The sequence below is a fragment of the Myxosarcina sp. GI1 genome (genome assembly GCF_000756305.1).
Classification (GTDB): Bacteria; Cyanobacteriota; Cyanobacteriia; order Cyanobacteriales; family Xenococcaceae; genus Myxosarcina.
In genome coordinates this window covers 1-13,160 of record NZ_JRFE01000008.1, presented here as the reverse complement: position 1 = coordinate 13,160, position 13,160 = coordinate 1, and the positions used below count along the sequence as shown (strand labels likewise).

General features: G+C 38.5%; 10 protein-coding genes. 5 read left to right on the top strand and 5 right to left on the bottom strand.

Annotation, left to right across the window (positions count from 1 at the left end):
• Positions 1 to 131 precede the first annotated feature (131 nt).
• Positions 132 to 890 (bottom strand): SDR family oxidoreductase, encoded by a 759-nt coding sequence (locus KV40_RS04050; RefSeq protein WP_036478290.1) that lies wholly within the window; start codon positions 888 to 890, stop codon positions 132 to 134.
• A 139-nt stretch (positions 891 to 1,029) separates the two neighbouring features.
• On the opposite strand from KV40_RS04050, the gene KV40_RS04045 reads away from it, so the two are divergent.
• Positions 1,030 to 1,953: a LysR family transcriptional regulator gene (locus tag KV40_RS04045; RefSeq protein WP_036478289.1), complete on the top strand. Its 924-nt coding sequence runs from the start codon at positions 1,030 to 1,032 to the stop codon at positions 1,951 to 1,953.
• Here KV40_RS04045 and KV40_RS04040 read toward each other — a convergent pair.
• Positions 1,950 to 2,600: a transglutaminase family protein gene (locus KV40_RS04040; protein WP_253274161.1), complete on the bottom strand. Its 651-nt coding sequence runs from the start codon at positions 2,598 to 2,600 to the stop codon at positions 1,950 to 1,952. The two genes, KV40_RS04045 and KV40_RS04040, sit on opposite strands and share 4 nt — an antisense overlap.
• Positions 2,601 to 2,640: 40 nt before the next feature.
• Positions 2,641 to 3,993: a UDP-N-acetylmuramoyl-tripeptide--D-alanyl-D-alanine ligase gene (gene murF, locus KV40_RS04035; RefSeq protein ID WP_036478287.1), complete on the bottom strand. Its 1,353-nt coding sequence runs from the start codon at positions 3,991 to 3,993 to the stop codon at positions 2,641 to 2,643.
• Positions 3,994 to 4,221: 228 nt separating this feature from the next.
• Here murF and KV40_RS04030 point away from each other — a divergent pair, with 228 nt between their 5' ends.
• Positions 4,222 to 5,529 (top strand): hypothetical protein, encoded by a 1,308-nt coding sequence (locus KV40_RS04030; RefSeq protein ID WP_036478286.1) that lies wholly within the window; start codon positions 4,222 to 4,224, stop codon positions 5,527 to 5,529.
• A gap of 108 nt (positions 5,530 to 5,637) precedes the next feature.
• On the opposite strand, the gene KV40_RS04025 is transcribed toward KV40_RS04030, so the two are convergent.
• Entirely contained in the window at positions 5,638 to 6,705 is a 1,068-nt protein-coding gene (locus KV40_RS04025; protein ID WP_036478285.1) for a TrkA family potassium uptake protein, read from the bottom strand.
• Positions 6,706 to 6,898: 193 nt separating this feature from the next.
• Here KV40_RS04025 and KV40_RS04020 point away from each other — a divergent pair, with 193 nt between their 5' ends.
• The 3 genes from KV40_RS04020 (at position 6,899) to KV40_RS04010 (ending at position 11,315) form a co-directional block, all read left to right on the top strand.
• Positions 6,899 to 8,176, top strand: coding sequence for an aspartate aminotransferase family protein (locus KV40_RS04020; RefSeq protein ID WP_216595520.1), 1,278 nt, complete (start codon positions 6,899 to 6,901; stop codon positions 8,174 to 8,176).
• A 392-nt stretch (positions 8,177 to 8,568) separates the two neighbouring features.
• On the top strand, positions 8,569 to 9,300 hold the full coding sequence (locus KV40_RS33075; RefSeq protein ID WP_052055335.1) for a lysozyme: 732 nt from the start codon (positions 8,569 to 8,571) through the stop codon (positions 9,298 to 9,300).
• Between the two features lie 140 nt (positions 9,301 to 9,440).
• A complete protein-coding gene (locus tag KV40_RS04010; RefSeq protein ID WP_081942750.1) occupies positions 9,441 to 11,315 on the top strand; it encodes an EAL domain-containing protein in 1,875 nt (624 codons plus the stop codon).
• Between the two features lie 220 nt (positions 11,316 to 11,535).
• On the opposite strand, the gene KV40_RS04005 is transcribed toward KV40_RS04010, so the two are convergent.
• Positions 11,536 to 13,160: ATP-binding protein (locus tag KV40_RS04005; RefSeq protein WP_156113935.1), on the bottom strand; the 1,625-nt coding region annotated here is incomplete at its 5' end.

The following is a 13,160-nucleotide window of genomic DNA, read 5'->3' as shown; positions in this document are numbered from 1 at the left end:
TTGAGCAGTTTAACAAAACAACGAATGTTTGAACACCCACTTAGAAGCTAATGCCTCTGCCATGCTTCCATAGCCAACAAATCCAATCTTCTTAGTTGTCTTCTAATATTAAATTTTGAATTTTATTAAAATTAAATTGCCGTAAATCCACCATCGATCGCGATTCCCTGTCCCAGGACAAAAGCCGCCTCATCGGAACACAACCAAACCACCGCATCGGCAATTTCATGTGGTTTACCTAATCTTCCAATGGGATGCAAAGATTCCAGATACTGACGGGTTGAATTATCTCCACCAGTGAAGTTTTCTAAAAGTGGAGTTTCAATTGCTCCAGGACAAACAGCATTAATGCGAATTCTTTGTTTGGCATATTCTAAAGCAGCAGTTTTAGTTAAACCCAAAACGGCGTGTTTGGAAGCTACATAAGGTGCATGACCTGGAAATCCAATTAAACCAGCGATCGAAGAAGTATTAACAATTACTCCGCCTCCATTGGCTAACATGTGCTCGATTTCGTATTTCATCGAGTACCAAACACCTTTGACGTTGATATTCATGACTAAATCGAAGGTATCTGCGGTTTGTTCTGGTGTCATTGCCTGAGGATCGTCAACTCCTGCATTATTAAAAGCAACGTGTAACCCACCATAGCTATCGACTGTATGTTTAATTAAATCTCGAATATTTTCTGGTTTGGTAACATCTGTTCGACAAAAACTAGCTTTGCCACCAGCTTGTTCGATTAAATCTACTGTTTCTCGACCTGCTTTTTCGCTGCGATTGCCAATAACTACAGATGCTCCTTCTAAAGCAAATTTGAGTGCCGTAGCGCGACCGATACCAGAACCACCACCCGTAACTAAAGCAACTTTACCTTCAAATCTACTCATGATTTTAATCCTGCTCCAGAGATTTACCTGAATTGCCGAAAAATTAAAGCTGTATTTGTAGATTAGTAAAACTATTAATATTAGTCAAACAAATGTCATAGATAATATATATCGATGATATTGATATACAATTTGTTCGGTGAATATTGACTACACTAATCTTCGTCAAATAGACCTAAATTTATTAATTGCTCTTGATGTTTTAATTGCAGAAGCCAGCGTTACCAAGGCAGCAGAAAGACTTAACATGAGTCAATCGGCGATGAGTTATTCTCTAAAACGATTGCGAACTATTTTAGGCGACGATATTTTGGTTCGCACTTCTAGGGAAATGGAAGTTACGCCTTATGCTCGTCAGATAAGCGATCGCATCCGTCAGATTTTGACAGAAATTCAGCTAACCCTGCTCGAACCAGATGAGTTTAATCCTGCTACTGCTAGCGAAACTTTTAGAATTGCTGCTAGTGATTATGTTGAAGCTACGCTCGGAATTAATCTCATAAGACAGCTAACTACTCAAGCACCAGGTATTCGCATTCGCATTAGTAATCTAGACAAAGAAACCATTATGGATGCCTTGGATGAAAATCGGATCGACATAGCAATCAATCCCGAATTACCTCTTAAAAGTTGGCACGTAGCAGAAAAACTGTATCGAGAAGAGTTTGTTTGTGTAATGCGAGGTGATGATTCTGCTAGTGAATTATCCGTTGCCAATTATTTAGAGCGATCGCATATTCTGGTATCATTGCGGGATGATTTTCAGGGAGCTTACGATAAAATTTTGGCACAGCAGCAACAATCTCGACGGGTAATTTGGTCTACACCTCACTTTATGGTTGTCTCTCTTTTACTAGCAAATTCTGACTGCATTGCCTTGCTTCCCAAACGTATGGCACAACAATGCGCTAAAAACATGAACTTGAGTTTGTTACCACCGCCTATTCCTATTAAAGGCTTTACCGTTTCGATGGTTTGGCATCAACGAAATACCAACAACCCCGCTCATCAGTGGCTGAGACAGCAGATAGTTGCTGCCGTACAAAATCTCGCTCGCCTTTAAAAATTACTGGCAGCTTCTAGTTTTATTAAACTGGCGCGTTTGAGATCTGGTAAATTACTTAATACTTCATCCCAAGTTTTGTAAGTCTGTAATGTTTTAACAACTTCTGGTAGTGGTTCGCTAAAAATATACTTACAGTCAATTTCTTCAGGAAAGTTAATTTTAAATGCCAAATTTTCTTGCGGTGGTGTAAACCGAGTATTCACGCCTGGTTTATTCCCTCTAGGATCGAGGCGATACCAATTGTGTTTGGGTAAATAAACGGCATTCAACCCATGCAAACAGTAAGGCGCACCATTATCAAAGACGCTCAAACGCTGATAACATAAACCTGCTGGAATTGAATTTGCTCTTAGTAATGCCGCTAGTAAATGACTTTTAGCATAACAGTATCCAGTCTTATATTTGAGAACCTCAGAAGCTTTACAGGTAATGGGGTTCAAATGATAATCGCTGCTGTGATAGATGTTGTCTCGCACCCACTCAAAACAATTCTTTGCTATTGCTTCTGTATCGTTTTTATCTGCTGATAGCTTGGCTGCTAGGCTTAAAATATCGGAATGTTGCCAATCGATTATTTCTGTTGCCTGTAGATATTTTTGCTTCATTAATAAATTTCGATTGTTATTTTCAGAAAATACACTCATGTACGGGCAAGGCATTGCCTTGCCCGTACGGATTCAGAATTCATGTCGATTGATGCTCTTTGATTTTTTCGATCGCTTTATTTAAACCTACAGAATTGGAAGCTTTAAACAAAATGCGATCGCCCGATCGCACTACTGATTTTAATCGATCGATTAAGCAGTCGCGATCGCTAAAACATTCAGACATAACACCTACTGCACCATCGGCTATAGATTTAGTTGCAGTTTCGTCGGCTAAAACTAATAACAAATCTATTTCTAATTCCCTAGCCTTTTCTCCTACCCGATAATGAAATTCGGCTGAATGTTCTCCTAATTCTTTCATCGTTCCTAAAACGGCAATGTGTCTGTTTCCTTGGGTTTCTTTTAGCATTTCCAAGGCTGCCAGCATTGACTCCAAACCCGCATTATAGGTTTCATCTAACAATACGATATCGTTAGCCAAATTGTAGCGGCGCGCTCGCCCTTTTGGTAACTCTACATCTAAGCCTGTCGTTAGCAGTGTAAGATCGATTTCTAGTGTCTTGGCTGTGGCAATTGCCGCCAAGTAGTTACTGGCGTTATGAACTCCAGGTAACGGTAACGGAAACACTTGGTTTTCTACTTTTAAATTATTATTGTCGGTTAATTCTCCGCGAACATTTCCTCCTGTCAAGCCGTAGGTAATTGTTTCTCCCTGCCAGACTTTAGCTGCGGTTTCCATGAGTAAAGAGTTGTCATAATTTAAAATAGCTATGCTAGAAGTAGGCATATTTTCTAACAGTTCGCATTTGGCTTTGGCGATCGCTTCAACCGAACCCAATCTGCCAATATGAGCCGTACCGACATTAGTTATCACACCAATTGTAGGACGAGCGATATTGGTTAATAAAGCTATTTCTCCCGAGGCTCGCATTGCCATTTCAATTACGGCATAGTTATCTTCGGGAGCGATCTCCAATAAAGTTTTTGGTACGCCAATTTCATTATTAAAATTAGCCTGAGTTTTTAATACTTTTCCTTGAGTTTTTAATACCGCCGCAATCAACTCTTTGGTAGTAGTTTTGCCAACAGAACCTGTAATGCCAATAACGGGAATAGCAAAGCGATCGCGCCACCAGCGAGCGATTTGTTGATAGGCGTATAGCGTGTCTTTAACTACAAACTGCGGTACGTTAAGCTCATTTATCGGTCGTGAAACAATTGTTCCTACTGCTCCTTTGGCAATTGCTTTAGAAACAAAATTATGACCGTCAAATTTTTCACCAGTCAAGGCAATAAATATTTCTCCCGTTCTCAAAGTGCGAGTATCGGTAGCCACACCCTCAATTACTGCCAAACTTACATTAGTAGTATTAATTAGATTGTTATTTAAGATGGTATGAAGTTCGTGCAAAGAAAATTTGAAGTTCATTCTTTTAATAATTCAGAAAATAAATAAAGTTAACTTTTGTAAAGCAAAAGTCTAGTAATTTAGATATATTTACCAATATTTTAAAGCTAAAAAATTGATTTTAAGTTTATACATTTTATTACAATTAAAGTTTAAAATATACGCATAATACGCAAAAAGCTTCGATCGAAAATTATATTTTAAATTTATTTTTACTTAGCTTTTTTTATTTTTAACTGGGAGCGGTTGATGATAAGAAATATTGGCGTTCTCGACAATTTGCAATTTGTTAAAAGAGCGGAGCAGCAGGTATATAGACATTTTCTATATAGTACGAAGACAGAAGATCCCGATCGAACTCTGCGGCGTTTTCACGATTTGTTTATCAGGGGAACTGGCTATGAAAACAATGAAATTCGCCTGGCAGTAGAAAATATCGTCAATTCTGCCCATGCTGAGACAGAATTTGCCTTTTTTCTCAACCGCTGCTGTCATATTATTATCAATCGCTGGCAAATGCATCCCCAGTTTAAAACTGAAATCCCCAATTTGGTAGCCAAACTAAAAACAGCTTTACCGCCAGGAGGCACTTCTTCTCGTAGTTCTAGAAAAATAAGGCAGCTAGTTGGAAATTTTCAAAGTACCGAACATTATTTAAAATTACAGCGTTTAGTTCGTTTGAGCGATCCAGATGGAGAATATAAAAGCAGTAGATCGGTAGATGTTGTAGAAAACTCTATAGGAGATTCAATCCAGCGTTATCCTTACTTACACCAACACTGTTTGTTAAGCGAAGATAGCGATATCGAACTAGAGCAAACCATTAAAACAATTCAAAGCGATCTACAAAAAAATTACGAATTAAGCTTAGCTCAGTATATAACCGCTCGCGTTTGTTTGAAGCAGTTGGTTCGCGAGTATAAAGCCAAAAACCAAACTAAGATTCCTAAAAGTCTAGTTAAATCGGTTAAAAATCCAACTTTACTGAGCGATCGCGAGTTGGATTACTCACTACGCCACTATATGGGTAAAGTCGAACAAAACTTTACCTACCGCGATCTATCTCTAAATTTTATAAATTATAGTTCCGAACTTCGTACTTATAAAACTTTTAAGCAAGAATTAGAAGATTACCTGGTTTCGGGAATTGAAGGAAACTATGGCAGACGGTTAAAATCTCAAATCTCTCGATGCTTGTGGCGTACATTGCCAGATTTTGACGTTCGACAGCCAGATGAATTTTTAAAACTCCGTACCTGTTCTCAGTTGTTTAAATTTTTGGTAGTTGATGGTAAAAATAATCCCAATCACAATTTGTATTTAGATTTAATTGCTAATTTAGGTGAAACTCAAACCATTGGGCTATTACTCAAGTTGGTTCTTCCGTATTACAAAGTAAAACCATATTTGGAGCAGCGATTTTCGCTGTTGTTTTCCTATTACGAAAATGAGGCAGAAGATACAGCTATGTGGTTGGTCAAATCTTTAGAAAACTTACAGGTTGCTTTTAGCGTTCACTTTGGTGACACTGACTTTTCCCTGATCAAAATTATCTAACTTTATTTTTGCCGCGTAAAACATATCCCACACCTCGTAAGGTTTGATACGTAAGTAGCAGACGTAGACTTTTTAAAAAGTCAGTAAAACATAGTATGACTGTAATATCTACTTTTGTTTGGGCAGTCTTAGCGATTTAGAACCAATCGGACCGAGAATTTGATTTAACTCTCGTAACTGTTCGGCTGTACCCATACAAATTAAAGCATCTCTTTCTAAAATCAGGGTTTCGCCAGTAGGTCCTGCAATCAGGTTGCCATCATAGCGGCGAATTGCCAAAACCAAAGCCCCTGATTGAGAACGCAGCTTGGCTTCTCTCAAGCTTTTGCCGACATAAGGACACACTTCCGAATCGATCAAAAATTCTTCTAGATAGTAAGAGCGATTCGATCCTGTAATAATACCATCGACAAAATCCATTACCTGGGGTCTTAAAGCGGCGGCTGCCAACCTTTTTCCTCCAGTAATGTAAGGGGATACTACAGCATCTGCTCCCGCACGCTGGAGCTTTTGTACCGCTTCTTCGGTACTGGCGCGGGCGATCGCTCGAATGCGAGGATTGAGAGTTTTGGCAGACAAAATTGTATAGAGATTTTGCGCGTCAGAAGGCAGTGCCGTTACCACACAAACGGCAAGATCGATTTTTGCTCGAACTAAAGTCTCGTCTAGTGTCGCATCACCAAAAATTACCGTATAGCCTAACTGTTTGATTTCTTCAACCTCTTCCAAATCATCGTCGATAATCACGAAAGGAATACCTTCAGCCGCAAATTCGCGGGCGACATAGCGACCAGTACGCCCAAAACCGCAGACGATGTAGTGCTGTTCTAAAGATTCGATAACGCTTTTCTCCTGTCTTAACTTGATACCTTCTTGAAAATATCCTTGTATTAAAGCTTCGGTAAAACGATTTACTATATAACCAATGGTAATCAAACCCATCAAAATTAAACCAATAGTAAATATACGTCCTCGCTCGCCCAACGGTCGTACTTCTGAAAAACCTACAGTAGAAAGAGTAATAATGGTCATATATGCCGATTCGGAAAAAGACCACTTTTCTACCAACCAATACCAGAGAGTACCAATTAGCACGATTCCTGCTAGAGCGACACCTCCTGCAACTAATTGTTGGCGCAAACGCCCATATTTTTCGATGAAAGTATAGTTATACATTCAAAATTTTTAGTTATTACGAAGTGAACGCAAGCCCTGCCGTTTTACGGCAGGGKACTGTTCACCAACAATACTTTGGTAATAAATTAACTAAATTAGAATTAAATTTGGTTTAAACTTAAATATTTCCAGACGGTAATCGTAATTTTAATTAGGATTTTCCATAGATACTAACTTTTCTTAGGAGTAATTTGTGACACAATCTACACTATTAGAAACCTCTATTGACTCTATTAATAGTTCTGCCGATTTTAGCAGCGATCGCTTCGATCGCTACGTGATGAATACCTACGCCCGTTTTCCCATCGCGATTGAAAAAGGAAAAGGATGTCGTCTTTGGGATACAGAGGGGAAAGAATATCTCGATTTTGTGGCGGGAATTGCCACCTGTACTCTCGGTCACGCTCACCCCGCCTCGATCGAAGCAGTAAGCCAACAAATTCAAAAGCTCCATCACGTTTCTAATTTATACTACATTCCCGAACAGGGAGAATTAGCAGAATGGCTCGTAGAACGTTCTTGTGCCGATCGCGTATTTTTCTGCAACTCTGGTGCCGAAGCTAACGAAGCGGCAATCAAACTAGTACGAAAATACGCTCATACGGTTTTAGATTTCGTCGAACAGCCAATTATCATTACCGCCAAATCCAGTTTTCACGGCAGAACTATGGCAACGATGACAGCTACGGGACAGCCTAAATATCATAAAGGTTTTGAACCGCTAGTAGATGGTTTTGCCTATGTACCCTATAACGATATTACCGCTATTGAAGATGCAATCGCCGATCTCGATGAAGGGACTTATCGTCGGGTAGCGGCAATTATGCTCGAACCCTTACAGGGAGAAGGAGGAGTCCGCCCTGGCGATTTAGATTATTTCTTGCGCTTGCGGAAAATCTGCGACGAGAACAATATTTTGCTGGTATTCGATGAAGTACAGACTGGCGTAGGCAGAACGGGCAAACTTTGGGGACACGAAAATTTGGGAGTCGAACCCGATATCTTTACCAGTGCTAAGGGTTTGGCTGGTGGTATTCCCATCGGCGCGATGTTGTGCAAAGAATCTTGTGCCGTATTCGAGCCTGGAAATCACGCCAGCACTTTTGGCGGTAATCCTTTTGCCTGCGGTGCTTCTCTGGCAGTTTTAAAAACTCTAGAATCAGAAAATATTTTACACAACGTTGAAGCCAGAGGCGAACAGCTAAGAGTCAAGTTAAGAGCGATCGCTAGCGAATATTCCAATCTATTTACCGAAGTTAGAGGATGGGGTTTGATTAACGGTCTGGTATTGCGATCCGATCTCGACATTAAGTCCATCGATTTAGTCAAGGCAGCGATGGATGAAGGTTTATTACTAGCACCTGCGGGAACTCAGGTTTTGCGTTTCGTACCGCCTTTAATAGTTTCGGAAGCTGAAATAGACGAAGCGGCAGCAATTTTAGAACGGGCAATTGCTAAAGTTAGCAGCTAATTGGAATTCGATCGCAGTTAGCAGTGACAATCGTTAAACTGTTATGCCATCGCCTATTTTTTACCAGTTAATAAGCCAAAATACAGAGTATAAAACGCTAAAACGTGTTTGGCAAGCGGGCGATCGCATCCGCTTTCAGCATGGCTGAGGAGTGAACGCCTAGAATAAAGCTTTTGGGATCGCAACACGGACAGAACCCCAAAAGCTTGAATTCTAGGAAATTTAATTTAAATTCAATCGCTAAATTAGGGAGTTTGTTAAGAAACGACTCTCTAATTTTTTTGACAATCTAACATAATAGTCTAAAAAAAAATCTTTCTCCAGGTTGATTTATTTTCCAAAATCGATTAAAAATATCAGTTGGAAATGAGAGATAGTGTTGAGAGGAGATTTTGAAAAGATACATAACTACGACGATCGCTTGTTCGAGTGTCTGCACTTTTGGTTTAGTAAGTCTTGCCAGTGCGGCAAACAAATTGACAACAGAGCCTCAAAGACAGTTAGAAAGAAAAGATATCGTAAACATAGACAGCACTATTTCTACAAATTTGGCAACAATTACCGATGAGCTTCCGCCAATAAACTTTGAAGCTCCGACACCCGTAGAAACTAAAAAAGTAGCTATTAACAGCAGAACGGCTAACACTAATCCCCAGCCAGCAACTCAAATATCGGCAAAAACTTTAGAATTGATTCGCGAATTTGAAGGATTTCGCGATCGCGCCTATTATGATACCGATGGTACTCCTGTAATCGGCTATGGTCTATCTAAAATTAATGGTAAACCAGTAGCTATGGGCGATAGTATTTCTGTAGAGTCAGCGGAACAAGCTTTAAGCCAGCAACTAAAGGTAATTCAAAAACAGCTAGATGAGGCGGTAACAGTCGAACTCAATGAAAATCAGCTGGGCGCACTTAGTTCGATTGTTTTCAACGTAGGCGAGGGATTTATTCACCAAAGCACTCTAATCGAAAAGCTCAACGGAGGTGATTATCACGGTGCGGCAAATGAATTTTTGCGTTGGGATAAAGCTAATGTTGGCGGTAGTCTAGTGCAGCTTTCTGGTTTGTCTAGAAGAAGACAAGCTGAAAAAGAGTTATTTTTAACCCCTGCAAATAAATAAAAGAGATTTAATTTTTTTGTTAGCAAACATGCTTGAGAAATGGGATAGGTTAAGTTTACGACCGTTTGCCGCTACTTTATAGTTATTTAATATGCTAACTTAACTAATTTTTGTGGGAAATATAGCAAATGTAGTCTTATTTGATTTTACATTTGAATACTCTCAATCGCATTACTCAAGTAAATATTCTCGCCGTAGATGATACGCCTAAAAATTTAGATTTACTGTCTACGGTACTTACGCAGGAAGGATACAATATTCGCTGCGTAGTCAATGGCTCTACCGCATTAAAAGTAGCCAAAAAGGGTTGGGCAAATTTAATTTTGCTAGATATTAGAATGCCTGAAATGGATGGTTATGAAGTTTGCCAGCAGCTTAAGGCTTCCGAAACAACTTGCGATATTCCCGTGATTTTCTTGAGTGCTTTAAACGAAACGTTTGACAAACAAAAAGCTTTTAGAGTTGGAGGTGTTGACTACATTACCAAACCTTTTGAAGTAGAAGAAGTATTAATTCGGGTAGAGCATCAACTAAAGCTTCAATCGCTGATGCAGCAGGTTTTAGAAGCAAATCGAGAATTAGAAGCAAAAGTAAAACAGCGCACCTGCGAACTAGAAACAGTCAATCAACAACTCAAACAAGAAATAGAGCAGCGGCGTAAAGCACAAGATCGATTATTACAGCAGGCACTAACAGATGCGTTAACTGGTCTGGCAAATCAAAATTCTTTTATTGGACGTTTGAAGCTGGCATTAAGCTCGATGCAAACTAATAATAATACTGATTTCGTCGTTTTTTTGCTTGATTTTAATCACTTTCAAGAAATTGAACCTAAATTAAATCGGTTTCAAAAAAAGGAATTACTAATCGCCATTGGTAATCGACTGACATCGTGTTTATCTACCAATAATGCTTTAATTAGTCGCATAGAGGGAGACGAATTTGGAATTTTACTAGAAAATGTTGAAGATGTTCGAGTTGCTACCGATATCGCTCAAAAAATTCTACAGAAGTTGGCTATGCCCTTTTTTCAAGAACGAGGTGAGATCTTAGTTAATTCTAGTATAGGCATTGTAAAGAGCGGGCAAAATTATCAAAATGCAAATGACCTGTTGCGTGATGTTGAAATTGCCATGAAACAGGCAAAAGAAAACGACAGTAATTATCAAGTTTTTGACGATAATTATCTTCAACATTCTAGTGGTTCTCAGGTTGTTGCTTCCAGTCAAAAACTAGACATAGAAAGAGCTATAAAAGAAAACAAATTTGTAGTTTACTATCAGCCAATTATTGACCTGGTCACCAAAAAAATTGTGGGAATAGAAGCCTTATTACGTTGGAACCGTTTCGATAATAGGTTGGCTCTGCCAGCAGATTTTCTAGAAATTGCCGAAGAAACAAATTTGATTTTTGCTTTAGACGATTTAGTCATAAAAACAGCTTGTCAACAAATATCAGCTTTGCTGCAAGAAGATGAAAAACTAAACGATCTTAATCTTTGTATTAATGTATCTACAAAGCAATTTTCCCAACTCGATTTAATTAAAAAAATAAACCGAATTATCGAGCAAACAGAATTTCCCAGTCAAAATCTTAGTATTGAAGTTCTAGAATCAGCAGTTGTTAATAATTCTGAATTTAACTCTGAAGTAGTTAAAGAACTTAAAAAACAAGGTATAAAGCTTTGTATAGACAATTTTGGCATTGAAGATACTTGTCCGAGCTATCTAACTCGTTTTTCAATCGATCGCGTAAAAATAGATCTTACTTTACTCAAGAATATTTCCGCTCATAGTAAAATAGCAAAACAAAGTAAGGCTGCCAATAAAACTATAATCGAATATCTTGTTTATATAGCTCGTGAAAAGAATATAACTGTTACTGCAAAAAAAATAGAGACATCACAACAGTTAGAATATTTAAAATCGATAAAATGTAAATATGGACAAGGTTTTATCATGTCTCAACCATTATCTTACCAAGAACTAGAAAACTTTTTAGTATGGGCTATGTAAGTCATGCTACAGCAATTATCGAACAGAACCGTTAATCGTGCAGCGTATATTAAATCCACGTTCTTTTAGCATAATTGAAAGCAGCTTCAGATTTTTGGGAGTATTATTAACAATTAATATGTTTGTCTTTAATATTCAAAATCCTGTAATTAAAAGCCTAAAGATTTATATTTATAAATTTCCCCAAAAATAAGCTGAAGCTAACATCTAAATTTAAAATTCACATTTTTTTATTTAAAGCTTGTTGGGTTAAATCGGTGATTTTATCAACTCGATATTGACTCAGCCAATTTTTAAGAGACGTGGCTAAATCGTTAATTTCTGGAGGAATTTGTTCGATGAGACTGCTTAAAGAAAGATTGTCAGCGATTTCTGCTGCTTCATTTAGTTGAGTTAATAATTCGGTAGATAATCGTTCTAACTGTTCTAAAGTTTGTCGTTCTGGATTGTTTTTTTTCTGAAGTGTTTTTTTATTAGTCAGAGAAGAAGCTGGTGTTTCGTAAATATAGCGCACTCCTAAATGCTGGCTTATTTTTGCTAATAAATCGTGAGCGTGTAAGGGTTTACGTACGAAATCATCGCAACCAGAAGATATGATAGTCGCTCTTTCTTCTTCAAAAACGCTAGCAGTTAAAGCAATAATGATAGTTTTTGGTTCTTTCATTTGAGCTACAATCCTTTTAGTAGCTTCATAACCATTCATTACGGGCATTTTCATATCCATCCAGATGAGATGTGGTTGCCAACTAGACCACATTTCCACCGCTTCTTTACCATTAGAAGCTTCTCTAACCACAAAACCCAGTGGGGTTAACAAATGAACCAAAACTTGGCGACTCTCATGGCGATCGTCTACGGCTAAAATCCGATATTGGGGTTGACCGGGTTCTAAGCCAATAACTTTGTACTGGGAAGGAGAAGAATTGATTTTATTTGTTTGAGCGATCTCGACAGGAATTTTAAAAGAAAATATACTTCCTCTACCGATCTGGCTTTCTAACTCAATTTTCCCTCCTATTAACCGCACAAACTTTTGACTAATTGCTAATCCCAGTCCAGATCCTTCTACCGACTGACGACCTGCCGCCGTCTGTCCAAATGCAGTAAATATTTGCTCGATATCTTCTGAGCTAATGCCTATACCAGTATCCTCAACTTCAAATATCAACTCGATCGAGTTGTCAAAATTTAGATTAGTGGCTCTTTTGATTCTTAAAGTAACATCCCCCTCTTCGGTAAATTTGATGGCATTATTCAGAAGGTTAATTAATACCTGGTTGAGCTTTCCTTCGTCAGTTGTAATGTACTGAGGAACATCAGAAGCTATTTTCATCGATAACTGTAAAGCTTTCGATTGTGCCTTGAGGTAAAACATTTCTTCTAAATTATTCACCAAAAGATAAAGATCGAAGCTGACTCGATTAAAAGTTGTTTGCCCCGCCTCAATCTTTGACATTTCGAGAATATCGTTAATTAAGTGCAATAGATGTTTGCCGCTTTTATCGATCGTATCCAAAAATTGCTGATGTTTGGTTTCTAGAGAAGAATCGCGCTGCAATACCTGGGTAAAGCCTAAAATAGCGTTGAGGGGAGTCCGCAGTTCGTGACTCATATTAGCTAAGAAAATGCTTTTTGCTTGATTGGCTTTTTCTGCTGCTTTTGTAGCTTCTTGTAGCTGTAAATTCTGTTGGTTTAATAAAATGCGCTGTTGTTGTTCTCGTTCCAGTAGTCGGGCTTGATAAACTCCAACGCTTAGTTGAGTGGCAATTTTTTGGACGAACTGGATTTCTCTGGGTTGCCACTCACGAGGGGCGGAACATTGGTAAATACACAATAATCCCCAAA

Bases quoted from the DNA above. Each gene is read 5' to 3' on its own strand.
- KV40_RS04050 (WP_036478290.1), bottom strand. From the start codon at position 890: ATGAGTAGATTTGAAGGTAAAGTTGCTTTAGTTACGGGTGGTGGTTCT.
- KV40_RS04040 (WP_253274161.1), bottom strand. From the start codon at position 2,600: ATGAGTGTATTTTCTGAAAATAACAATCGAAATTTATTAATGAAGCAA.
- murF (WP_036478287.1), bottom strand. From the start codon at position 3,993: ATGAACTTCAAATTTTCTTTGCACGAACTTCATACCATCTTAAATAAC.
- KV40_RS04030 (WP_036478286.1), top strand. From the start codon at position 4,222: ATGATAAGAAATATTGGCGTTCTCGACAATTTGCAATTTGTTAAAAGA.
- KV40_RS04025 (WP_036478285.1), bottom strand. From the start codon at position 6,705: ATGTATAACTATACTTTCATCGAAAAATATGGGCGTTTGCGCCAACAA.